Consider the following 22,747-nt stretch of genomic DNA (forward strand, 5'->3'; position numbering starts at 1 on the left):
GTGCAATCAAGCTCCGGTGCCGTTCGGTCGCGGCCGCAGGCCCTGCTAGAGGGGATGTGACTGCCCTGGTCGAGGCCTGCTGGATCGGCTTGATTGCCGCTAACGGCACAGTCGAGCCCTCGCCGTTCGAGGCCTGGAGCACGGCTGCAAGAAGGATGGGGTTCGCTGGATGAAGTGGTTTATCCCGGTCGATGATCGTCCGTTCGATCCCACCTGTAGCGCTGGCGCTTGCGACGGCGCTTTTATGGCACCCAAGCACCTCGTAGCGCCTACTCGGAAGCCGGCCCGGACGGGACTCAGTGCTTGCCGCGTGGACGTGCCCACTGGCCCCGACGGCATTCCGTCTGTCCAGCGTTCTCGCCTTGTTCCTCGGCGGCCCTGGCCCGCGGCACCCGCGGGATATCGTCGTCCTGGGACTGGTCGGCGTGATGACTGATCTTGAGCTGTCGTGGTCGGGCGCTCTTTCGGTGCATGACCGCGCTGCCGACTACCTCTGGTCGCACTTGGAGGACCGGAGCGTGCGGTTTCTGCCGTCGCAGTTTGCGTCGATGTTCTTCTCGACACTCGGGCAGTTGGTCGTCGGGAGGGGTGATCCGGCGGGTCGGCGGGCTGGGCTGGCGGTGTTGGGTCGCATGTACCAGCGCTTCAAGCTTCATCCCTATCACGACACCGTCATCGCGGCGGCGATGGTCGACACGGTAGGCCGCTTCGCGGGTGACTGTTGGGTGCCGGAGTTGGCCGGTGTCTGGGAGCGGGGCTGTCGTCGTGCTCTGCGGTTGGCGGAGCGGGCGGCGGGGGCGTTGGGCGACGGTCCGCAGGTCACGGTCGGCGAGATCGAGGCCAGCGAGGCGGTGTCCGACGGCGTAGCGGTGTTGACCGTCCGGCCGATGCGGCGGTTGCGGTATCTGCCGGGTCAAGCGTTGCCGGTTTGTACGCCACGCCTGCCGGGGTTGTGGCGGTGGTACTCGCCAGCGAATGCTCCCCGACCGGACGGGACCGTGGAGTTCCACGTCCGCGCGGTCTCGGGAGGTGTGGTCTCGCCGGTCCTAGTGGAGCGGCTCGCACCGGGGGAGCAGTTGTGGCTGGGGTCCGCGTGTGATGTGGGGTTGTCGCTGGAGGCGGCAGCAGGTGGTGCTGACCTGCTGCTGGCTGCAGGTGGTACGGGCCTTGCGCCGCTGCGGGCGCTGGTCGAGCAGGTCGGGACGGCACCGGCCGGGCGGCAAGTGACGTTGGTGGTGGGGTCGCGGACGTTGCTGGACCTGTATGACGCGGTGGCGCTCGACAAACTTGCTGAGGCGCATCGTGACTGGCTCACGGTCGTGTTGGCCTTCGCCGACGACGATGAGGTGGAGCCCGCCGCGCAGGGCGACCTGCTCAGTGTGGCCCTGTATCACTACCGGCGAGGACAGGCGGTCTATGTCTGCGGTCCGCCGCGGCTGATTGAGGCAGCCCGACATCGCTTGCCCGCAGCGGGGGTCGCTCTCGAAAGCCTGCACCTCGCTGTCACCTTCGAGCGCGCGCTCGGCCCGGCGCAGCTGACCCGCCAACGGTCATCACGTTCTTGCCAGGTGGAGCCGGCGCTGGGCGACGACGCGCCGCGTGACGGCATCAGTCAACCCTCGGGGAGCTGACATGCGGTTGATGAATTTCCGGGTCCGCCGCGCGACCGAAGAGGATGTCGTCGGGCTGTCCGACGTCGTGGCCGAGGCGCTGGCGACCGAGCGCTTGGGTGCGTGGCTGGTGTCGGATGCGGCCGAGCGTCTTGACGTATTGCGCCGCTATTCGCGGTTCGTGTTGACGCGTGGGTTGGAGTACGGCCAGGTCGACACGATCGACGACCACGCCGCTGTCACGGTCTGGTTCGCGCGGCGGGAACCACTGCCGCCGTCGGCCGAATGGGCTCACGACCTGCATCGGCTACTCGGGGCGCACGCGGCCCGGTTCGCCCTGCTTCACTCCTACGTCGACGCCGTGGTGCCGTACATACCGCACCATCATCTCGCCCAGGTCGCGGCCCGTGCTGGGCAGAGCGTCGCCGCGCGGGCGTTGCTGGCCAGCTACCACCGTGCGCTGGACGCCGACGGGCTACCCGCGTACGCGGAAATCAGCAGCGACCAGCCCCAGGACGGCCTGCTTGGCCGCTTGGGTTACCAGCCGCGGTCGCCGATCCTGCTGGACCCCGGTGGCCCAATGATTTGGCGAATGTGGCGGCCTCGGCCCGGCGGCGGGCAGTTCGGCGGGCTGCCGCGCCGAGTTCGGCTGTACCGGACCGCGACGCCGTTTCAGGGCCAGTTGATCCCAGCGGCAGCGATGCGCTTCCCCTGACCCGTCACACGCATCAATTTGATCATCCTGCTGGCGATGCACGGCCAGCAGGTCACCTCTGCGTAGCTCAATCTCCAAAGGAGGACATCCTTCATGCTGATCGCAGGCATCCGATCCCTGACCTGCGCGCCACCACGACGGCTCACCGTGAATCGGCGGCTGCCGGCACGGCTGACCGCCACACGCACCAACGTCGGCGTCACGAATGGGGAAGACGTGATGACGTCGTACACGTGGGGTTATGCGGTTCGGCGCGAGTGGCCGGGCGGCGCGCATGACCTGTTCGGGTTCACGTCCGACAGGGAGGACGCGGAGCGGCAGCTTGCCCGCGACGAGGGCTTCTGGCGGGCGGGACCGGTGCGACCGGTCACGGTGTACGTGGTTGCGGCCAGTGCTTCGGACGTGGACCAACACCCGCTGGATGGCTGCCTTGGCTCGACATGCCCGAACGCGCCGCAGCGGGGGCAGTCGCGGTGACGGCGCAGGTGCAGGTGGCTCTGGCCCGTCGGACGCTGACCCCGTTCGGCTTGTGGACATATGGTGCGGCGGCGTCGGCACCGATGGTGGTGCTCGTCGGGGGCATTCCCGCGATCTATGCGACCACTGGCGTGATCGCCCTGCCACTGACCTTCGTACTGGTCGCCGGTGTGGTGGCGGTGCTCGCGGTCGGGTACACGGCGATGGCCCGTCAGGTCGGGCATCCGGCCGCCTACTACGGCATCCTCGCTCACGGCCTCGGTCGGGGTTGGGGTGTGGCGGCCGGCATGGTTGCCCTGGTCGCCTACAACGCGATCCAGACCAGCCTGCACGGCCTGCTGGGGGCGACGCTGGCCGAGCAACTCGGCGGCGCGTGGTGGGTGTGGTCGGGCATTGCCGTGGCCGTCGTCGGGGTGTTGGGCGTTCGGGCGATCGTCCTGTCGACCCGGGTCCTGGCTGCCGTGCTGGCGGTGTCGCTGCTGATCGTCGCCGTGTTCGTGTGGGCCGGCTTGCGGCAGCCGGCGGCCGGTGGGCTGTCCTGGGAGGGCTTCGACGCGCCCGGCCTGATGGTCAGCGGCATCGGTGGGGCGGTCGCGTTCTGCGTGGCCGCGTTCATGGGGGTCGACGCCCCGGGCTCGTTCGTCGAGGAAGCCGTCGATCGCCGTTCGATCGGCCGGGCCACGATCGCCGGGGCACTGGTGCTCGGTGGGGTGTATGCCGTGGCCGCGTGGGCGATGGGGGTGGGCGTCGGCCCCGACGTCGTCGCCGGGTTGGCGGCGGATCCGGCGGCCGGGCTGCCGTTCTCGGTGCTCGACCGCGCCGGTGGCGGGTGGGTCGTGGTGGCGGGCGTGGTGCTGCTCTTCGCCATCGTCACCTCGATGCTGGCCTTCCACAGTGTGGTCGCCCGGTACGTGTTCGCGATGGCACGCGAAGGGGTGCTGCCCGCCGGGCTCGCGCGGGCGGATGGTGGGGCGCGGGTCAGCGCGCCGCGCCGCGGGTCGTTGACGCAGACCGTTGTCGCGGCGGTCGTGGTGGCCGCGTTCGCGGTCGCTGGCGCCGACCCGATCGGGACGATGTTCACCTGGCTTTCGAGCCTGGGGGCGACGGGCCTGCTGTGTCTGCTGCTGGCCGCGTCGATGGCGGCGATGACCGCCCCGGCCAGCGTGCGCGGCGAACGGCCCGGCACATGGGAGTGGCGGTTCGCTCCCGTGCTGGGTGTGCTCGGCGGGTCGGCGGTGCTGGTGTTGATGGTCGGCAATGTCGGGTCGCTCCTCGGTGCCGGACCCGGATCGGCACACCCGTTGCTGCTGCCCGCGATCCTTGCCGGCACCGCCGTGCTGGGCGGGATGTGGGCCGAGCACCTGCGCCAGGTCCGGCCTGAGGTCTATGCCGGTATCGGCCGTGGCACACCCGCGACGCACGCCGTGCCCGACGACATCAACGTCTCGATCTGAAGGAGCAGGCGATGATGACCCACGCGGCCATGCCCGCCGGACGTCACGGCCCCGACCCGCTGCACCCAGGCTGGCGGCCGGAGCACCCTGCGGCGGCGCTTCCCGCCGCCCACCCCCGCCAAACCGGTCAGGTGCAGCCGCCCGGCTACCGTCCGGCCCCCACCAGCTACCAGCGTCCACCGGAGACCCCGATCCCGCCGCCCCCGACCACGCACGGGAACATGCCAGAGCCGGAGGACGAGGCGGCTGCCGGTGAGGTCCGCTGGTGGGCGGATCTGCGCCGGCAGGTGGCGTTCCGGTCCAAGCGGCTCAACTCCGGTCACATGATCGAGGCCGACCAGCGGCTCGGGGTGCGCGACGCCCTCGGCCCGCACGGCGTGATGCTGTTCTTCACGTCCGGTGCGGCGGCCGAGCCGCACGGCTACCGGCTGCACACCGCCTACCGGTTGTTCCTCGCCTCGCCCGAGTCGAACGACCTGCCTCGGCTGCTCGCCGACCTGGCCGTGGTGGCGGCGACCAACATCGCCCGCGCGTCCGCCTTCGGGCGCAGGTGGCATCCGCTCGGTCCAGACGGGTCGATGGTCAACGGCGGGGAGATGAGCGTGCCCGATCACGCGTGCTATGTCGGTGCCGGCGTCACCACCCTCGACTCGGACGAGGGCCGCTGGGAGCAGGTCGCCCGAACGTTGCGCGAGGCGTCGGCCAGCGTCCGGCACCGGTCCGCGTGGGACCTCAAGGGCCAGTGCTACGTGCTGCTGACCGACGGCACCGCCCTGCACATCGACCGCGACCCACACGCCCGGCTCGGCGACGACGGCATCCGCAGCACCCGCACCCTTGACGCGGACCGACCCTCCTACTACCACAATCCCCACGCCGATCTGACCGAGCAGGGCGACTACGCCACCCGCGAGGTGTGGCGGCACCTCGCCACCCTGCACGACATCCTCACCACCCACCTGTGCGGAAGGCGGGCGGCGTGACCCACACTCACCCGTTCGACCTCGCCCTTGCCGCAGACCTCAGCCAGGCGTCGATCGACGTCACCGTCGTGCTCGACCAGCTCGTCCAGGACGCCGAGCGCGCCGCGTCGACGAGCGTCGGCTACCCGGGCGCGGTGGACCTCGATCACAGCGCGGTGATGGGCCGCCTCGGCAGCAGGTTGTGGAACAACATCGGCGACCCCTCCGATCCGGGCGGAACCGCGCACACGCGGGTGCTGGAGCAGGCCGTGATCGCGTGGGTCGCCGACCTGCTCGCCATGCCCGCCGGTGAGCGGTGGGGGTACGTCACCACCGGCGGCACCGAAGGCAACCTCTCCGCCCTGCACGCCGCCTACCGCCGATGGCCGACCGCCCGCATCTACTACTCCACCGCCGCCCACTACTCCATTCCGAAGGTGGTGGGAATTCTCGGTGCCCGTGGGGTGGCCGTGGAGGCGGGTCCGGACGGCGAGATGGACTACACCCAGTTGGCCGCAGAGCTGCGTCGACGGCGACGCTATCCCGCGATCGTGGTCGCCACCGCCGGCACCACCATGACCGAGGCCGTGGACGACACCACCCGTATCGGCGCCGTCCTCGACGAGTACGGCATCCGGGGGCACCTGCACGTCGACGCGGCGCTGTCCGGTATCCCCCTCGCCCTCGACGGTCTGCTTCGCCTCGACGACGCCGTCGGCTCGGTCGCCATCTCCGGTCACAAGTTCCTCGGCATTCCCACTCCATGTGGAGTGGTGCTGGTCCGCGACCGCATCCGTCGGATCCACGGCAGCCACGTCGCCTACACCAACAGCGCTGACACCACCATCACCGGCTCCCGCTGCGGCCTGGCCGCCGCCCTGCTGTGGCACGCCATCGCCGTACATGGCCGCGAGGGCCACCGCTGGCGCGTCGCCGAGGCCCGCCGCCTCGCCGAGTACACGGTCGAGCGGATCAATGCGACCGGCTGGTCCGCGTGGCGGCACCCGCACGCCTTCACCGTCGTGCTACCCACACCCCCCATCGCCGTACGTAACAAATGGCTGCTCGCCACCGACGGGCCGGTCAGCCACCTGATCTGCATGCCCGGCATCAGCAGGAGCCAGATCCATGCCTTCGCCGCCGACCTGGCCGCCGCTGTCACGGCCCCGCCGCCGGTTCCAAGACCTCGCACGCAGACCGCCGCCGCATCCCGTCCGGAGGAACCCCATGACCACCACGCTGAGCCCCAACCTGCTGGCTGACCTCCTTGATCCGATCATCGGCAGGGAGTTGGACCGCCTCGACATCCGCCCCGGCCACCGCGTCCTGGACATCGGCGCCGGCACCGGCTCCATCACCGCGCGCCTGGCCCGCCTCGTTGGCCCGCACGGCACGGTCAGCGCCGTCGACCGGGACACCGGATACCTCAACCCGACCTCCGTCATCGACGTCTACCAGCGGACCCTCGACGCAGATGCCCTGCCCGGCGATCCCTACAGCCACCATCTCGTCATCGCCCGCTGGCCTCACCCGCTCGACGATCCGGCGAGCGTGCTCGATCAGCTGACGGTCCGACTGCGGCCCGGCGGTCGGCTCGTCCTCGCCGACATCACGCCCACTTCACCCCGCATCTACCGGGCCACCGGCGACGACACCGACGGCCACCTGATCCACACCGTGATGCAGTGGATCCAGGGCACGGTCAGCAATCCGGGTGGCGGAACCTGGGGTGCCGACGTCGATGCCCTGCTGCTCGGCAACCGCATGACACAGGTCTGCGTCCACACCGGCACCGAAACCTGGGCTGGCGGTGGCAAGGGTTGCCGTCTTCTCGCCGACACCGTCCAGCATCTCGGCCCGGCCCTGACCAGCAGCGGCATCACCACCGACGAGCTGGATCGGTTCACCGCACTGATGGGCCACGCCCGCGTCGTCCTCGGCTCCTTCGAGCGTCGCGTCATCTGTGCCCGAAAGGTCACCTGAGGGCTAGCGGACCTGGGCGACGTGGGGGTGGAGGGCGTCGAGTATCGCGTCGACTACTCGGGTGCGGCCGTGGCCGTCGATCGCCGAGCGGGCGCGGGTGGACAGCTCGGCCCGGCGGGCGGCGCTGCCGAGCAGCCCGTCCAGGGTGTGGATGGCGGTGGCGCGGGCGGTGCCGTCGGCGATCAGCTGTGGCAGTTCGCCGAGGCCGGCGACCAGTCCGGCGGCGACCACCCGGTGGTACGACTCGCGCTGGTTGTCGACCACGCAGACCAGCGCCGACGGCGCGGCCAGGCAGCACAGTTCCCAGGTCGACGTGCCGGCCGCGCTGACCACCAGGTCCGCCGCGGCGATCAGGGCGGGCAGCCGGTCGGTGGGCGGCACCGGGCGCAGCGACTGACCCGGGCCGGGTGTCATCCGGGCGAGCCGGGCGGCCATCTCGGGCCGTCCGGCGACGACGGTGAGGTCCATCGGCCGGCCGGTGGCGAGCAGCAGCTCGGTCAGCACCGGTGCCGCGCCGGCCGCGTCGGTGCCGCCGAAGAAGGCCAGCATCGACGGGCGGTCCACCTCCGTCGCCGGTCGGGCGGTGGCCGGTCGGGCGGCCAGCACCTCCTCGCGCAGCAGGGCGTACTCGCTGCCGGCCAGCAGCCGCCCCGCCGGCGCCACCAGGTCGGTGCCGAAGTTCTGGTCGAGGTAGAGGTCGGCGTCCTGGCCCCGGGTGTCGCCGTCGACGATCGCCAGGGTCACCACGCCCGCCGCGCGCAGCGCGCCCGCCCCGGCCGGATCCAGCTCGTACGAGTCGAGCACCAGCACGTCCAGGTCGTGCCGGCGGGCCGCCTCGACCAGCCCGTCGGGGGTGTCCGGGCCGGGGTGCAGCGGGATTCCGCGGGCGGCCAGCTGACCGGCCGCCCAGCCGACCCCGTCGACCGTGCCGAAGACCTCGACCGTGGCACCCCGGGCCAGGAACTCCTCGCCGAGGGCGAGGCAGCGGACCAGATGCCCGACACCGCGCTGTGGCCCGGCGTCGCAGCGCAGTCCGACGCGTACCGTGCTCAGCACTCCTCCAGCTGCTTCTGCCGCACCTCGGAGTTGAGCGCGCGTAGCCTCGGCTGCCCGTCGAGCCAGTCGGCGAGCTTGGCCAGCGGCACGCTGACGTCGCCGAAGTGGTCCGCCACCGCGCGGATCAGCTCCCAGTCCCGATCGGTGTCGAGGGTGAGCCGCAACGGGGAGCGGTCCGGCGTGAGGGTCACGCCGAGCACCCGGAACAGCTCGGGATGAGCGTACGCGTACGAGGTCACGTGCACCCGGTGGTGGTCGGTGGCGAGCCGGTCCAGGGTACGCAGCGCGCCGGCCCGGATGATCTCCACGTCCAGCCCTCGCGGCAGGGTACGGGCGATCGAGGTGCTGGCGTAGTCGAGTCCCGGCACCGCGCGGTACACCGACGCGACCAGCGTGACGATCTCCGGATCCAGCAGCGGACAGTCCGCGGTGAACCGCATGACGGCGTCCCCGGGGTGCGCGTCGAGGGCGCCGACGAACCGGGTCAGCACGTCGTCGACCGGACCCCGGTGCCAGGCCACCCCGAGCCGGTCGCACTCGGCGACGACCGGGTCGTCGATGGGGTCGGTGCTCGTCGCCACCACCAGGTCGGCGAGCACCCCGCTGTCCTGGGCGGCGCGGACCACCCGGCCGAGGACGCTGCGCCCGGCCAGCGGGCGCAGCACCTTGCCGGGCAGCCGGGACGAGCCCATCCGGGCCTGCACGATCCCGACGATCTCCGTCACTGCTACACCTCCTCCTGCTTCGGCCGGGACTGCTGTTTCGCGGCGATGGCGGCGCGGGCCCGGCGCTTGGCGGCGCCGGCGCCCCGCCGGGCCATCCGGACCGGGGTGATCGCCAGCCGGCCGACCTTGTAGCTGAGGGAGCCGCTGAGCAGGTTGATCTTCGCTTCGGCCCGGCGCAGCGCGCGTTCGCGCGAGGTGAGCAGCTCCTCGGTCCACCTCAGCAGCGCGGTCAGTCGGGTGTTCTCGTCCCGCTCGCGCCGCCACGCCTCACGTAGCTGTTGGTAGCTGCGCGGTCCGGGCGGCGGGTCGGTCGGGGTGATCGCCCGCAGTTCGGTGTCGAGGCCGACCCGCCCGTCGGCGTCCAGCCCGCGCATCGCGGCGCTGACCGCGGCCTCGGTCTCCACCGCGGCGTCCACCACGGCCCGGTCGAAGTCCCGCCCGGCCACCCCGCCGAGCACCACGGTCAGCCCCGCCACGTCCAGGGTGGAGGTCCACGGGTGGGCGTAGCCGCCGGTGAGCAGCTCGGCGGCGAAGCGCCACAGGGTCCGGGCCAGCACCACGTCGACCGGTAACGGCGCGTCGGCCCGCCAGGTCGGGTCGAGCACCGCGAACCGGTCGGCGGCGACGACCAGGTTGTCCGCCCCGGCCAGCGCCACCGTGCCGGCGAGCCGCCCGTCGTCGGCCTGCCCGGTGAGCCAGTCGGCGTAGCCGCGCAGCAGCCGGCGCAGCAGGGACGTGTCGCGGCGGAGGCAGCCGTCGAGCAGCAGGCTGCGCAGCAGACGTCCGTCGGGCACCGGCCCGTCCGGCGCGGCCGGGTCGCGGTAGGCGGCCTCCCGGCTGGCGTACGGCCCGGATGCCGGCCCGGTGCGGTCGCCCGGGTCGGGGCGGCGCCAGTGCCAGCCCTGCGGCCCGTCGACGACCTCGACCACCGTGCTGCCCGGCCCGCCGGCCTGCACCAGCGCCACCGGCAGCCGGCCCGGCGGGACACCGTCGGGATCGGCGCCCTCGTCGGCCCGGTGGGCGAGCACCAGCCAGGCCGGGGCCAGCTCGGCCGCCCGGCCGGCGTGCAACGCGTCCACGGCCAGCCGGGCCGGGTCGGCGAGCACGAACCGGCCGGTGAAGCCGGTGGTGCAGGCGTCGTGCAGCACCGCGTCGAAGAGCCCGGAGCCGCTCCGCCGGGCCAGCTGGTCGGTGGCCAGCAACGCGGTGGTCAGGTCGGGCCGGGGGTACGCGGCGTAGCCGGCTCCGGCCCGCAACCCGGTCGCGCCCAGCCGGGCGTGCAGCTGGTCCAGACTGGCCGGCCGGTTGGCGTCGAGCGCCCCGCCGACCGTCCACTCGGCATCGTCCCGGCCGGCGTACCAGCTCTCGGCGGCGACCAGCCGGTGCACCCCGAGCGGATTGTCCAGCCGCAGCAGCAGCTTGCCGCCGGGACGGACGGCCGCCGCCAGGCGGGCCAGCGTCCCGTCCCAGCCCAGCCGGGCACCCTCGACCGACTCGACGGCGTCCAGCCCGCCGCCGGCGATCACCATGTCGTACTCCTCGCCGGGCGGCAGGCCGTGCGGGCCGGCCACCAGCACCCGGTCGGCCCGGCCGGCGACCGCCGCCGCGTCGGGGTAGCCGCGCAGCAGGCAGGTGACCCGGGCGTGCGCCAGCGCGTCGAGCAGCGCCAAGTGGTGCGGCCCGGCCAGCAGCACCTGGGCGCCGGCCGGCACCAGCCGGGCGGCCAGGGCCGCGAGCGGGTCGTTGCCGGCCCCGCCGCGCTGGTCGGACCAGCCCAGCATCTCGCCGCCGGGTAGCGCCACCGGCGGCGCCGTCTCGGTTGTCACGTCGTCTCCTTCTGCCGGTGCGCCCAGCCGAGCAGTTCCCGCAGCGCCCCGGGTGGGTAGCGGTGGTCGGTGCCCAGCTCGGCGCGGGCCAGCTCCACGGCGGTCGGCAGGTGCACCTGTTCGCCGTGCAGCTCGGGCCACTGTCGCCGGATCCGGGCGGTGCCGCCGAAGGTCGGATCCTCGTCGGCCAGCACCATCGGGTCGCCGTACACGGCCGGTTCGCAGCCGGCGGCGATGCCGTAGAAGATGGCGCTGGTCAGCCGGTTCGAGGCGACCCGGGCATGCCGGCGCAGCTCGGCCAGCTGGCGGTCCAGGAACTCCGGGTCGGTGTCTTTCCACCAGTGGCCGCGGTAGCCGTGGCAGATGACCCGGAAGCCGGCGTTCTCGTAGAGCCGGCGGACCCGGCGCATCCGGTGCTCGTGCCAGTAGAGGCAGATGGTCACCGGCCCGGGTTCGGTGTTCCGGATGTGCGCGATCAGCCTCTTGTGGTCGCCCCTGACGTGCTGGCCCTCCCAGCCGTGGAACGGGTACCAGATGGTGCCCTCCCGTCCGGGGCGAGGCTTCTCGTCCGGCCGGATGGCCAGCAGGTAGACGAAGGGGGCCCCGATCACGGTGACGTTGCGCCGCCCGACCGACCAGGCCCGCCGCCGGGTCTGCTCGGACCAGAGCAGGCTCGGCGTCCGCTCGGCGTACGGGTGCCCGGCGGCGAGACCGTCACCGATGTTCCAGCCGTGCTGGAGGTACCCGTTGATCCGGGGCGGATGCCCGTCCCCCAGCCCCGCGTACCGGGCCAGCACGTGTGCGTGGCCGTAGAAGTGGTTCGCGTGGTGCATCGGCGTCCCCCCTCAGGCGGCGGGCCGAACCGGGACGCCACGCAGCGCCGCGGCGAGCGCGTCGACGACGCGGTCCTGGTCGGCGTCGCGCAGTCCGGGGTAGAGCGGCAGCGACAGCTGCTGGGCGTAGAACCCCTCGGCCACCGGGCAGCTGCCCCGCCGGTAACCGAGGTCGGCGAAGGCGGGGTGCCAGTGCACGGGGATGTAGTTGACCTGCACCCCGATGCCGGCGGCGCGCATCCGGTCGTACACCTCGCGGCGACGGCCGTCGAGCACCCGGATCGGGTAGAGGTGCCAGGCCGGCGCGGCCCAGTCCCGCCGGACCGGGGTCAGCACGCCGGGCAGCCCGGCGAGGGCCTCGTCGTAGCGGGCCACCAGCTCGGCGCGGCGGGCCAGGAAGTCACCGAGGCGGCGCAGCTGGCTGCGGCCGAGCGCGCAGAGCACGTCGGGTAGCCGGTAGTTCAGCCCGAACTCGTGCACCTCCTGGTGCCAGCCACCCTCGTCCGGCCAGCGCTGCTCGTCGCGTTCCCGGACCAGCCCGATGTTGCGGAACCGGCGGGCCCGGTCGAGCAGCTCCGGGTCGCCGGTGGCGACCGCGCCGCCCTCGGCGGTGGTGAGGTTCTTGGTGGGGAAGAACGAGAACGTGGTCAGGTCGGCCAGCGACCCGACCGGCCGGCCCCGGTAGGTGGCCCCGATCGAGTGGGCGGCGTCGGCGAGCAGCAGCGCCTCGCTGCCGGCGAGCGCGGCGCGCAGCGCGTCGTAGTCGGCCGGGTGGCCGGCGTAGTCCACCGCCGCGACGACCTTCGTCCGTTCGGTGGTCGCCGCCGCCACCGCGGCCGGGTCGAGGGTGAAGGTCTCCTCCGCCACGTCGGCGAAGACGATCCGCGCGCCCAGGGCCGCCGCGCTGCTGGCGGTGGCGACGAACGTCATCGGCGGCACGATCACCTCGTCGCCGGGGCCGACCCCAGCCGCCGCGTACGCCACGTGCAGCGCGGCGGTGCCGTTGGAGACGGTGGCCACCCCGGCCCCGCCGGCCCAGGCGGAGATGTCCGCCTCGAAGGCGGCGACCTCCGGGCCGGTGGTGAGCCAGTCGCTGCGCAGGGCGGCGACCACGGCGGCGACGTCGTCCTCGGTGACCGACTGCCGGCCGTACGGGAGGAAGGAACTCACGCCGCGATACCGAGCATGTCGCGCAGCTGCGGCACGGTGAGCCACTCGTCGTTGGTGTCCGACTGGTACGCGAAGCCGTCCTGCACCGGCTCGCAGCCGACCGGCGGCTGGTAGCCCCAGGTGGCGATGGTCGGCTGGACGATGAAGCGGTCCTTGGCGATCAGCGTCCGGCGGCTGTCGTCCGGCGCGATCATCTCCTCGTGCAGCTTCTCGCCGGGGCGGATGCCGATCTCGTGCGTGGTGGCGTCCGGGGCGACCGCCTCGACCAGGTCGAGGATGCGCATGCTGGGGATACGCGGCACGAACAGCTCGCCACCCTGCATCTGGTCGAACGAGTCGATGACGAACTGCACGGCCTGGTCCAGGGTGATCCAGAAGCGGGTCATCCGCTTGTCCGTGATCGGCAGGCTCTTGCCCTCGGTGGCGAGGCGGCGGAACAGCGGCACCACCGAGCCACGGCTGCCGACCACGTTGCCGTAGCGCACCACCGCGAAGCGGGTCGGGTGCTGTGCGGCGTAGTGGTTGGCGGAGACGAAGAGCTTGTCGCCGACCAGCTTCGTCGCGCCGTACAGGTTGATCGGGCTGGACGCCTTGTCGGTGGAGAGGGCGATGACCTTCTTCACCCCGGCCTCGATCGCCGCGTCGGCGACGTGCTGCGAGCCGGTGATGTTGGTGGCGATGAACTCCGAGGGGTTGTACTCGGCCGTGTCGACCTGCTTGAGGGCGGCGGCGTGCACGACGTGGTCGACGCCGTGCATGGCCCGGGTCAGCCGGTGCCGGTCCCGGATGTCGCCGATGAACCAGCGCAGCCGGGGGTCGTCGCCGAGCTGCTGGCGCAGCTCGTACTGCTTGAGTTCGTCACGGGAGAAGACCACCACCCGAGCCGGGTCGACCTCGGCGAGGAGGTGCCGGAGGAAGGTCCGGCCGAAGGAACCCGTTCCTCCGGTGACGAGGATGGACGATCCGCTCAGCTCGCTCAATGTGGTGCTCCCGTGTCGTCGGTGATCCGGCGGGGCCTCGGGCGGCCAGCCGGGTGGGAACGCTAGACGCGGCGGGTTAACGTGCCCACGCTCTGCGGTTAACCGGATCCGCGCGGGTGGTGAATGGCGGGGATCCGGTAGGCGAACATCCCGGCCGACCCGGGCGCGGCGGTTGGTCTGTGGCGGCCCGGTCGATAACGTCCCCTCCCCGGCCAGCGATCATGGGAGTGACGATGACCGTCGGAGCCCCGGCGACCCGCCCAGCGGCCACGGCCGGCACGGCGGCCCCGGCCCGCCGACGGCTGGGACTGCCGCTGCTGCTGGTGCTCGGTTGGCTGCTCGGGGTGGCCTGGCGGATCTGGCTGGCCCGGTACTCGGCCATGCCGATCGGGCACACCGACGAGGACAGCTACCTCAACACGGCCCGCGCGCTGGCCGGCGGGCCGGGCGGGTTCAGCAGCGAGAACGAGACGCTGCGCCGGATCGGCTACCCGCTGCTGATCGCGCCGGCCTTCCTGCTCGACCGGGACTTCGTCGACACGTACCTGCTGGTGCGGCTGATCAACGCGGCGCTGAACGCGGCCCTCTTCCCGCTGGCCTTCCTGCTCGGCCGGCGGCTGCTGGGGCTGTCCCGGTGGGCTGCGCTGGCGGCGGCCGGGGTGGCGGCGACGCTGCCGGCGGCGCTCCTCTACGCCGGGATGGCCATGACCGACGCGGTGCTCGCCCCGCTGCTGCTGGCCTGGCTGCTCGCGGCGCACCGGCTGGTCGAGCGTCCCGGCCCGGCCGCCGCGGCGGTGGGCGGCGCGCTCGCCGGCGCGTTCCATCTGGTGCACTCGCGCGGGGTGGTGGTCGTCGCCGGGTACGCCGTGCTGCTGCTGGCCCTGGTCGTCCGCCGCCGGCTCGGCCCGGCCGGGCTGCTGGCCGCGACGCTGCCGGTGCTGGCCGCGGCGGTCGGCAACGAGGCCGGGGTGCGCCTGCTCGGCGACACGGTCCAGTTGCTCGGCAACCCGCCCGACGGCGGCAGCCTGCGGTCCGTCCTCTCCGGCCGGGGGCTGTCGCAGGTGCTGGCGTCGGCCGGCACGCAGCTGTGGTACCTGATGGTCGTCACCTTCGGGCTGGCCGGGCTGGCCGGCGCCGACGCCGTGACGCGGCTGCGCCGACGGGGTGACGACGCCGCCCGCTGGACGCTCGGCCTGGCCCTGCTGACCACCGTCGGGGTCGCCGTCGGCGCGGAGGTCGTCCTCGCCGCCGTCCCGGGCCGGGTGCCGGACGCCATCTACGCCCGGTACGTGCAGACGCTCGCCCCGTTCTGGCTGCTCGTCGGGGTCGGCGTGCTCTTCGGGGTGGCGTACCGGCCGCTGCTGCGCCGGGCCGCCGTCACGGTCGTGCTGCTCGCCGCCGGCGGGTGGCTGGTCCAGCTCCGGCTGGCCGACGCCGTGGCCGGCGGCGCGCCACTGCGCTACGGCATGTTCAGCGCGCCGGATCTGATGGTGCTGACCGGCGGCTGGCCGCAGATGCGACCGCTGGTCGGTGCGGCAGTCGGCGCGGGTGGCTGTCTGCTGCTCGTGCTCGCGGCGCGGCGGGCCCGGCTACGGGCGATCATGCTGGCCGTGCTGCTGGTGGTCAACGTGGCGACCACGCAGGTGATCATGCACCGGCTGGTGCGTCCGTTGGGGGTCGCCGGCACGCCGGCGCCGAGCGTCACCGAACTGGGGATCCGGCCGGGGGAGCGGGTCGCCGCCGCCAAGGCGGTGCCCTACGCGATCCGGCACAACCTGAGCCACCAGGTCACCTGGACCGAGGTGCCGTGGTTCACCGACCGGCCGCCGGCCGCGGCCGGCGTGGTCTTCGCGCGGTGGGTGCCGGGCCGGCCGGGGGACTGGGACGGCACCCGGTACGGTTTCGACCGGATCGGCGGCAATGCCGCGCAGGAATGGGCGGCCTGGCGACGCCGCTGACGCAATTCCCGTCGCCTCCAGCCAACGCCGGGCGAACATTACATGAACGATGCGTGGATGGCGAAAGAATCAGCGGGTCCGGCGGTTCGACCGATCCAGAGAAATGGGGATGACGGTGATTTCCCGACCGTCGTGGATCTCCTGCCGACCGGGTCCCTCGACGAAACGGAACCGGCGGTTCATCTGGCGCACGACGGTGTTGTGGGCGAGTACCTCGCCGTCGAGGCGGTCCAGCTTCAACACGTCGAAGGCGTGGTCGACCGCATCCCGCATCACCTCCAGCCAGGCGGGCAGCGTCTCGCCCCGCTCGGCCAGCCCGTCGGCGTCCAGGTAGAAGCCCCACGAGCCGGTACGCGGACCATCCAGCCGCAGGTCGAAGTAGGTGACCGCGCCGCAGGGCAGCCCGTCGCGCAGGTAGGTGAGCACCCGGCGGGTGGGATCGGCGCGTACCGCCGACCACCATGCCGCGTGCTCCTCGGCGCCGATGACGTGGCTGGTCTTGCTGACCTGTCGGTTGATTTCCTGATTACGCCAGGACAACATCAGGTTAACGTCGTCCCCGGTGGCGTCACGCAGCACGTACCGCTCGCTTTCCTATCTGTTTCTCCGGCCACCGGGCACCCTAATCCCGATTCACCTGGCTGTACACTCCGCCGCATGACGGAATTGAGTCGTGCGCAGATTCGCGACCTCATGGGGCAGGTCCTCAAGAACCAGGGCAAGGCGCTGCCCGACGACGACGCCGCGGATCTGCGGGAGGTCGGCTTCCGGTCGCTGGACTTCTCCGAGCTGGCGCTGCGGGTGGAGGACGAGACGGGGGAGGAGCTGAACTTCGACGCCCCCGGGCTGCGCCGGATCGCCACCGTCGGCGACGTGCTCGACTTCCTCGTCGAACTCCAGCAGCGGTGAGCGTCGCGACCGACCAGCGGGCCGACCGGCGCCCGGCCGGCGCCGACAACCGCATCGTCGTCGACGGCACGGTGCTGACCTGGCGGGAACTGCCGCAGCTGGCCCTGCCGGGCCCGGCCGCGGTGCTCGCCCACTCCGCCCGGTACGCGCTCGCAGCCGCCCGCCAGCACGCCGTGCACGGCACCGAGCTGCTGCTCAGCACGGCCAGCCGGGTCGACGCGGCGCTGCGGGCCGAGCTGCGCGACGCCGGGTTCACCCTGACCGAGGTCGGCGCAGCCGCCCCAGGCGACCCAGCCGCCCCAGCCGACCCGGGCGGCGCAAGCGGCGCGACCGGCGGGGCCGGCGCGACCGACTCGGGCGGCGCGGCCGGCGGGGCCGGTGACGAGGCCGCCCACCTGGTGACCCCGGCCCGCCCGCGCCCGGAGGAGGCCGGCCGGCTCTGGCTGCTCACCTCCGGTTCCACCGGTCGCCCCAAGCGGGTCGGGCACACCCTGGAGTCGCTGACCACCGTCCGCGCGCCGCAGCCCGACCGGACCTGGCTCTGCCCCTACGCCCCGGGCACGTACGCCTGGTGGCAGGTGGTCACGCTGTCGCTGACCCAGCCGGGGCAGCACCTGGTGCTGGTCGAGCCGGAGCAGCTCGACGACTGGCCGGCGCTGGCCGCCGCGCACGGCGTGGACGCCGCCTCCGGCACGCCGACCTTCTGGCGTCGGGCCCTGCACCGCGACCCGGCCGCGCTGGCCCGGGTGCCGCTGCGTCAGCTGACCCTCGGCGGCGAACCGGTCGACCAGGCGATCCTGGACCGGCTGCGGGAGGTCTTCCCGGCGGCCCGGATCTCCTGGATCTACGCCTCCTCGGAGGTCGGCGCGGCCATCGTGGTGCACGACGGGCGGGCCGGGTTCCCGGTCGAGTGGCTGGACCGGGCCGCTCCCGACCGCCCCACCCTCGGCGTACGCGACGGGGAGCTGGTGGTCACCTCGCCGTACCACGGGGCCGGGCTGGCCGGTCCGGTCCGCACCGGCGACCGGGTGCAGATCGTCGACGACCGGGTGTTGATCACCGGTCGGCTCGACTCCGACGAGATCAACGTCGGCGGCAGCAAGGTCTCCGCCGGCCTGGTCCGCGACGTGCTCACCGCCCACCCGCGGGTGGCCTGGGCGCGGGTCACCGGCCGGCGCGCACCGCTGCTCGGCCACATGGTCGTCGCCGAGGTGGTACCCACCCCCGCCGGCCCGCCGGCCCCCGCCGGCCCCGCCGATCCGGCTGCGCCGGCCGTCCCGGCCGGGACCGGGTTGGACGAGGCGGAGCTGGTGCGCTGGTGCGCCGACCGGCTGCCCGAGTACGCCGTTCCCCGCCGGATCCGGGTGCTGACCGAGATCCCCGTCAAGGAGACCCTGAAGAGCGATGTCTGACCCCGCCACCAACGTCCAGCTCGTCCCGCCCTGCTCCGTGGTGCTCGTCTCCGGCGGATCCCGCGGGCTGGGCCTCGCCATCGTCACGGACCTGCTCGAAGCGGGGGTGAAGGTGGCCGCCTTCGCCCGTACCGTCACCCCCGAACTGGCCAAGCTCGCCGACGCCCATCCGGACCGGTCGCACGTGGCTTCGGTCGACGTCACCGACCTCGCCGCCGCGCAGGCGTTCGTCCGGGCGGCGGAGCAGCGGCTCGGGCCGATCGACGGTGTCGTCAACAACGCCGCCGTCGGGCAGGACTCGCTGCACGTGCACACCGCCACCGCCGACATCGCCCGGATCATCGAGACCAACCTGACCGCGCCGTTGCAGCTCACCCGGCTCGCCGTGCGGCGGATGCTGGGTCAGGGGCTACGCGGCCGGATCGTCAACATCACCTCGATCTGCGCGCAGCGCGGCTTCCCCGGCCTGGTCGCGTACTCCGCCACCAAGGGTGGGATGGACGCGGCGACCCGCTCGCTGGCCCGCGAGCTGGGTGGCCGGGTGCTGGTCAACGCCGTCGCGCCCGGCTTCTTCGCCTCGGAGATGTCGGCGGTGCTCGGCCAGACCCAGCTCGACCAGATCGTGCGCCGCACCCCGACCGGTCACCTCACCGAGCCGGAGGAGGTGGTGCCGGTGGTGCGGATGCTGCTGCGCGACCAGACCAACATCAACGGCCAGGTCATCGTGGTCGACGGTGCCGCCTCGATCTGAACCGGTGGCCGTGCTGCTCGCCACCGCGCCGCGGCACCTGCGGGTGGCGTCGGCGGCCGATTCGGGCGGCGCGGTGACCCGCAGCCACCTGGCCGATGGGCGCTGCGTCGGCTGGTACGCCCCACCGGCGCCGGGCTGGCGGGTGGCGGTCGACGCCGAGCAGGCCGCCGGCCCGCTGCCGCCCGCGCTGGCCCGCCGGTTCGGCGCAGCCGACTTCTGGGCCCGGTGGACCCGCGCCGAGTGTCTCTCCAAGCTGGCCGACGTGCCGGTGGCGGCCTGGTGGCAGCGGCACGGCCTGGAGGTGCCGTCCGGCACCCCGTGGCTGTGGCGCACCCTGACCCTGGCGGACCTGGTCGTCACCGTCGCCTTCGCCACCGATCCCCACCGTCGCTGAGGATCCCGACGCCGGGTGACCGGACTTCGCGCTCACGACTCCTGTCACCGCTGTTCGAATCGGTTGGGGTGCAGGTCCCGTCAGATGTCTCTTGTTGATAAGATAAATTAGGTTCCCGGAGGATGTATCAACTAGAGGTGAGGCTTCATGGCGCGAGGGCGTCCATCGCGTGCGACCGTCTACGGGCGCCTTGAAGGGGCGGTTGAAGAGCTGAAGAAGCGCCTGGGTGGCCTTCCCTCACCCAAAGAGGCTGAGTTGATCTGGGCCGACATCTGGCACCTGGAAGCGCATCACTCGACCGCGCTGGAGGGAAACACGCTCGTGCTCAGCGAGGTGGAGGCCCTCCTGGAGCGCGGGCGCGCGGTCGGCGCGAAGCCGCTCAAGGAGTACATGGAGGTCCAAGGCTACGGTGCTGCCGCCCGTTGGGTCTACGGACAGGCCCTCGAACCGGGAGACTGGCATACCGGTGAGCTCATCAGCTGCTACGAGGTTCGCCAGGTGCACAACCGTGCGATGTCGCCGGTCTGGGAAGTGGCTCCACACCCAGATGCGACTCCCGCCGAAGGGCCTGGAAATTTCCGTGAGCATGACATCCGGCCGTTTGACGGCGGGATGACGCCGCCAGCCTGGCCGCTGGTGCCAGCTGCCGTGAGTGAATGGGTGGACTTCGTCAACGATCATGCCGACGAACTGGACAGTCGCGAGGCGTCGGTGCCGTGGCCTGAGCGGCTGGCTGAGGTGCACAACAGGTTCGAGAAGGTCCACCCGTTCATAGACGGCAACGGACGGGCTGGTCGCCTGCTGCTCAACCTCATCCTCGTCCGGCTCGGCTACCCTCCGGTCATCATCCTGAAGCGACAGCGTCCGAGCTATCTCGCAGCCATGCAGCGCGCCGACGACGGCGACTGTGGTCCGCTCGGCGAGATCCTGGCCCGGGCGATGTACGACAACCTCAACCGGTTTATCGTGCCCAATGTCGCAGGGCCGGCTCGTCTTGTGCCGTTGACCGCCCTGGCCAACGAAGAGTTCAGTCTCGCTGCCCTGAGGCAGGCGGCCCAGCGCGGGCGGCTTGACGCCGTGCAAGAGTCAGACGGGGTATGGCGGAGTTCCCGCCACGCGGTCGAACAGTACAAGAAGAACAAGGGGCGTCGCTCTCAGCGAGACCGGCAATAGGACTGGCGGGGCTGCGGCGCGCCCTGGCGCTTCGGCTCGCGGCGTTGTCGTCGCGAGCATGGTCGGCACCGAGAGTGGCGAACAACTCTGGTTTCGTCAGGGCCTCGTCAGATCAGGTCCCAGCTCAGCGGGGTGCCGCGGGCGACGTCGGTGGTGAAGCGGCGGCCCAGCACCCGGTCGATCTCCACCGGGGGCAGGCCGCCGGCCGGTCGGATGGAGCGGACGTTGTGGGCGGTGACCTCGTCGCCGGCACGTACGTCGGCCACCACGTAGAGCGACCGGCGGAAGCGCAACCCCTCCTGCTCGGCCGGGGTCGGGCCGACGGCGGTGCCGCCGAGCGCCGCGTAGGCCCGCTCCGACTCGACCACTAGGGCCGCCAGCTCCGCCGGGTTCAGGGAGAAGTCGGAATCCACGCCGCCGTCGGCGCGGTCGAGCGTGACGTGCTTCTCGATGAAGCACGCCCCGAGCGCCACCGAGGCGACCGGCACGCCGATGCCGGGGGTGTGGTCGGAGAGGCCGACCGGCACGCCGAACGCGTCCGCCAGCACCGGGATGCGCCGCAGGTTGCTGTCGGCGGGCGGTGCCGGGTACGACGCGGTGCAGGCCAGCAGCACGATCCCGCCGGCGCCGCCGGCCCGGGCGGTGCCGACCGCGGCGTCGATCTCGGCCAGCGTGGCCATCCCGGTGGAGATGACCATCGGCTTGCCGGTCGCCGCGACCAGCCGGATCAACGGCAGGTCGACCAGCTCCGACGATGCGATCTTGTACGCGGGCGCGTCCAGCTCCTCCAGCAGCTCCACCGCCGTGGCGTCGAACGGCGAGGAGAAGACGGTCAACCCCTGTGCGCGGGCCCGCTCGAAGATCGGCCGGTGCCACTCGTACGGGGTGTGGGCCTTCTCGTAGAGCCGGTAGAGGTTCTGGCCGCCCCACAGCTCGTGCCCGCCGGAGATGCGGAAATCCGGGGTGTCGACGTCGATGGTGATCGTGTCCGGGCGGTACGTCTGGAGCTTCAGCGCGTGTGCGCCGCTGGCCGCCACGGCGTCCACGATGGCCAGGGCCCGATCCAGGTCACCGTTGTGGTTCCCGGACATCTCGGCCACCACGAAGGGGCGTTCCCCGGCACCGACCAGATGCGGCCCGATCTTGAGCGTCGTCATTCCGTTCCGTTTCCGTGCGCCCGCACCAGCGTGCGGCTCTCCGTAGTGGACTCCGGCGCCGCGTCGGCGGTGACCGGTGCGGTCGAGGTGGTCGTCGCGGGGCCGCGCAACCGGCCGGCCAGCCGGTGGGCCCGGCGCAGCGCCGCGTACGCCAGGTAGCTGTCCCGCCCGACCAGCCGGTGCTTGAGCCCGGCCACCCCGCCCGGTCGCGGGTAGCCGCCACCCGGCAGGTACCGGCGGTAGTGCGCGGCGACCCGGCGGAAGAAGGACCGCCGCAGGTGCGGGTGCAACCGGTCGTCGTTGCCCACCACCACCAGGAAGTGGTTCACCATCAGGTCGAACAGCTCGCTGTGCCAGCGCCCGTCCGGGTAGCGCTCGCGCAGCCAGGCGAAGAGTCGGTCGTACTGCTCGAAGGCGTCGAAGTGCCGGCCGCTGCGGGTCGAGGTGATGGCGCCCTGACGGCCCTGGCGGTACAGGTAGCAGACCTGGTCCAGCACCGAGATCCGCTCCGCGCCGATCAGCAGCGGATGACTGAACGGGATGTCCTCGTACCAGCCGGGGTGGAAGCGCAGGCCCAACTCGGCCATGAACTCCCGCCGTACCACCTTGTTCCAGGCGGTGTGCTGCACGCGGAGCAGCTGCGGTCGGTCGACCAGCCGGACCATCCCGGGGGTGTCGCGCAGCAGCCAGCTGCTGGCGTCCACCTCCTGGCGTCCGCCCTCGTGCACCCGCAGGTGGTCGATCATCATCACGTCGGGCTGGTCCACGCGCAGCCGGTCGAGCACCGCCGGGATCGTCCCCGGCGGCAGCCAGTCGTCGCTGTCGACGAACCACACGTACCGGCCGGTGGCCGCGTCCAGGCCGGCGTTGCGGGCCAGCCCGAGGCCGACGTTGGCATCCAGGCGCAGCACCCGTACGCCCGGGTGGCGGCCGGCGTGCTCGCGCAGCAACTGCCCGCACCGGTCCGGCGAGGCGTCGTCCACGGCGACCACCTCCACCGCCGCCGCCTCGCCCGCCGGCACGTCGGCGTGGATCGACTCCAGGCACTGCGGCAGGTACGCCTCGACGCCGTACACCGGCACGACGATGCTCAGCAGCGGCGCTCCCGTCGGCTGATTGACCACCCAAGAACCTTGGGCCGCGCGGATGGACGGGCCTCGAACCTGATGTGGCCAGGTGCGGTGAAGTGTTTGAACAGCCGG

The 22,747-nt window shown here is 72.5% G+C and carries 22 protein-coding genes; 13 read left to right on the forward strand and 9 right to left on the reverse strand.

All coding sequences use genetic code 11. The features are described 5' to 3' along the window. The first annotated feature begins 362 nt into the window (after positions 1-362). The 7 genes from ACQPYA_RS10060 to ACQPYA_RS10090 all read left to right on the forward strand — a co-directional run bounded on the left by ACQPYA_RS10060 (position 363) and on the right by ACQPYA_RS10090 (position 7,201). Positions 363-1,631 (forward strand): FAD-binding oxidoreductase, encoded by a 1,269-nt coding sequence (locus ACQPYA_RS10060; RefSeq protein ID WP_433532341.1) that lies wholly within the window; start codon positions 363-365, stop codon positions 1,629-1,631. 1 nt (position 1,632) lies between these two features. Then, on the forward strand, positions 1,633-2,325 hold the full coding sequence (locus ACQPYA_RS10065) for an N-acetyltransferase (RefSeq protein ID WP_433532342.1): 693 nt from the start codon (positions 1,633-1,635) through the stop codon (positions 2,323-2,325). A 93-nt stretch (positions 2,326-2,418) separates the two neighbouring features. After that, positions 2,419-2,802 (forward strand): hypothetical protein, encoded by a 384-nt coding sequence (locus tag ACQPYA_RS10070; RefSeq protein WP_433532343.1) that lies wholly within the window; start codon positions 2,419-2,421, stop codon positions 2,800-2,802. Further along, the gene (locus ACQPYA_RS10075) at positions 2,766-4,256 is read left to right on the forward strand and encodes an APC family permease (protein WP_433532344.1); all 1,491 of its coding nucleotides are present in this window, start codon (positions 2,766-2,768) and stop codon (positions 4,254-4,256) included. The genes ACQPYA_RS10070 and ACQPYA_RS10075 overlap by 37 nt, the downstream gene beginning before the upstream one ends. Positions 4,257-4,267: 11 nt before the next feature. Beyond that, positions 4,268-5,239, forward strand: coding sequence for a hypothetical protein (locus tag ACQPYA_RS10080; RefSeq protein ID WP_433532345.1), 972 nt, complete (start codon positions 4,268-4,270; stop codon positions 5,237-5,239). Continuing rightward, positions 5,236-6,480: a histidine decarboxylase gene (locus ACQPYA_RS10085; protein ID WP_433532346.1), complete on the forward strand. Its 1,245-nt coding sequence runs from the start codon at positions 5,236-5,238 to the stop codon at positions 6,478-6,480. The genes ACQPYA_RS10080 and ACQPYA_RS10085 overlap by 4 nt, the downstream gene beginning before the upstream one ends. Continuing rightward, positions 6,446-7,201: a class I SAM-dependent methyltransferase gene (locus ACQPYA_RS10090; RefSeq protein ID WP_433532347.1), complete on the forward strand. Its 756-nt coding sequence runs from the start codon at positions 6,446-6,448 to the stop codon at positions 7,199-7,201. Before ACQPYA_RS10085 ends, ACQPYA_RS10090 begins: the two co-directional genes overlap by 35 nt. A gap of 3 nt (positions 7,202-7,204) precedes the next feature. Here the strand turns inward: ACQPYA_RS10090 and ACQPYA_RS10095 are convergent, their stop codons facing one another. The 6 genes from ACQPYA_RS10095 to pseB are packed head-to-tail and all read right to left on the reverse strand — an operon-like array spanning position 7,205 to position 13,791. After that, positions 7,205-8,254: a PseG/SpsG family protein gene (locus ACQPYA_RS10095; RefSeq protein WP_433533450.1), complete on the reverse strand. Its 1,050-nt coding sequence runs from the start codon at positions 8,252-8,254 to the stop codon at positions 7,205-7,207. Continuing rightward, entirely contained in the window at positions 8,251-8,982 is a 732-nt protein-coding gene (locus ACQPYA_RS10100; protein ID WP_433532348.1) for a cytidylyltransferase domain-containing protein, read from the reverse strand. Before ACQPYA_RS10100 ends, ACQPYA_RS10095 begins: the two co-directional genes overlap by 4 nt. Positions 8,983-8,984: 2 nt before the next feature. After that, a complete protein-coding gene (locus ACQPYA_RS10105) occupies positions 8,985-10,808 on the reverse strand; it encodes a class I SAM-dependent methyltransferase (RefSeq protein ID WP_433532349.1) in 1,824 nt (607 codons plus the stop codon). After that, a complete protein-coding gene (locus ACQPYA_RS10110; protein WP_433532350.1) occupies positions 10,805-11,641 on the reverse strand; it encodes a hypothetical protein in 837 nt (278 codons plus the stop codon). The genes ACQPYA_RS10105 and ACQPYA_RS10110 overlap by 4 nt, the downstream gene beginning before the upstream one ends. Positions 11,642-11,653: 12 nt before the next feature. After that, positions 11,654-12,811 (reverse strand): DegT/DnrJ/EryC1/StrS family aminotransferase, encoded by a 1,158-nt coding sequence (locus ACQPYA_RS10115; protein ID WP_433532351.1) that lies wholly within the window; start codon positions 12,809-12,811, stop codon positions 11,654-11,656. Beyond that, entirely contained in the window at positions 12,808-13,791 is a 984-nt protein-coding gene (gene pseB / locus ACQPYA_RS10120) for a UDP-N-acetylglucosamine 4,6-dehydratase (inverting) (protein WP_433532352.1), read from the reverse strand. The genes ACQPYA_RS10115 and pseB overlap by 4 nt, the downstream gene beginning before the upstream one ends. Before the next feature lie 233 nt (positions 13,792-14,024). On the opposite strand from pseB, the gene ACQPYA_RS10125 reads away from it, so the two are divergent. Continuing rightward, positions 14,025-15,749 carry a hypothetical protein gene (locus ACQPYA_RS10125; RefSeq protein WP_433532353.1) on the forward strand — a complete coding sequence of 575 codons (1,725 nt, stop codon included), beginning with the start codon at positions 14,025-14,027 and terminating at the stop codon, positions 15,747-15,749. A 69-nt stretch (positions 15,750-15,818) separates the two neighbouring features. Here the strand turns inward: ACQPYA_RS10125 and ACQPYA_RS10130 are convergent, their stop codons facing one another. After that, the gene (locus ACQPYA_RS10130) at positions 15,819-16,328 is read right to left on the reverse strand and encodes a GNAT family N-acetyltransferase (protein ID WP_433532354.1); all 510 of its coding nucleotides are present in this window, start codon (positions 16,326-16,328) and stop codon (positions 15,819-15,821) included. 78 nt (positions 16,329-16,406) lie between these two features. Here ACQPYA_RS10130 and ACQPYA_RS10135 point away from each other — a divergent pair, with 78 nt between their 5' ends. From ACQPYA_RS10135 to ACQPYA_RS10155, 5 genes are all read left to right on the forward strand, one after another. Next, positions 16,407-16,658, forward strand: coding sequence for an acyl carrier protein (locus ACQPYA_RS10135; RefSeq protein ID WP_433532355.1), 252 nt, complete (start codon positions 16,407-16,409; stop codon positions 16,656-16,658). Continuing rightward, positions 16,655-18,070: an AMP-binding protein gene (locus ACQPYA_RS10140; protein ID WP_433532356.1), complete on the forward strand. Its 1,416-nt coding sequence runs from the start codon at positions 16,655-16,657 to the stop codon at positions 18,068-18,070. Before ACQPYA_RS10135 ends, ACQPYA_RS10140 begins: the two co-directional genes overlap by 4 nt. Further along, a complete protein-coding gene (locus tag ACQPYA_RS10145; protein ID WP_433532357.1) occupies positions 18,063-18,821 on the forward strand; it encodes an SDR family NAD(P)-dependent oxidoreductase in 759 nt (252 codons plus the stop codon). The genes ACQPYA_RS10140 and ACQPYA_RS10145 overlap by 8 nt, the downstream gene beginning before the upstream one ends. Continuing rightward, the gene (locus tag ACQPYA_RS10150; protein ID WP_433532358.1) at positions 18,805-19,215 is read left to right on the forward strand and encodes a hypothetical protein; all 411 of its coding nucleotides are present in this window, start codon (positions 18,805-18,807) and stop codon (positions 19,213-19,215) included. The genes ACQPYA_RS10145 and ACQPYA_RS10150 overlap by 17 nt, the downstream gene beginning before the upstream one ends. A gap of 147 nt (positions 19,216-19,362) precedes the next feature. After that, entirely contained in the window at positions 19,363-20,388 is a 1,026-nt protein-coding gene (locus ACQPYA_RS10155) for a Fic family protein (protein WP_433532359.1), read from the forward strand. Positions 20,389-20,495: 107 nt separating this feature from the next. Here ACQPYA_RS10155 and pseI read toward each other — a convergent pair whose 3' ends face one another. Next, positions 20,496-21,545, reverse strand: a complete 1,050-nt coding sequence (gene pseI / locus ACQPYA_RS10160) for a pseudaminic acid synthase (protein WP_433532360.1) — start codon at positions 21,543-21,545, stop codon at positions 20,496-20,498. After that, positions 21,542-22,669 carry a glycosyltransferase gene (locus ACQPYA_RS10165; protein ID WP_433532361.1) on the reverse strand — a complete coding sequence of 376 codons (1,128 nt, stop codon included), beginning with the start codon at positions 22,667-22,669 and terminating at the stop codon, positions 21,542-21,544. The genes pseI and ACQPYA_RS10165 overlap by 4 nt, the downstream gene beginning before the upstream one ends. Between the last annotated feature and the right edge of the window lie 78 nt (positions 22,670-22,747).

It is taken from the genome of Micromonospora sp. CA-263727 (assembly GCF_050942455.1).
GTDB lineage: Bacteria > Actinomycetota > Actinomycetes > Mycobacteriales > Micromonosporaceae > Micromonospora.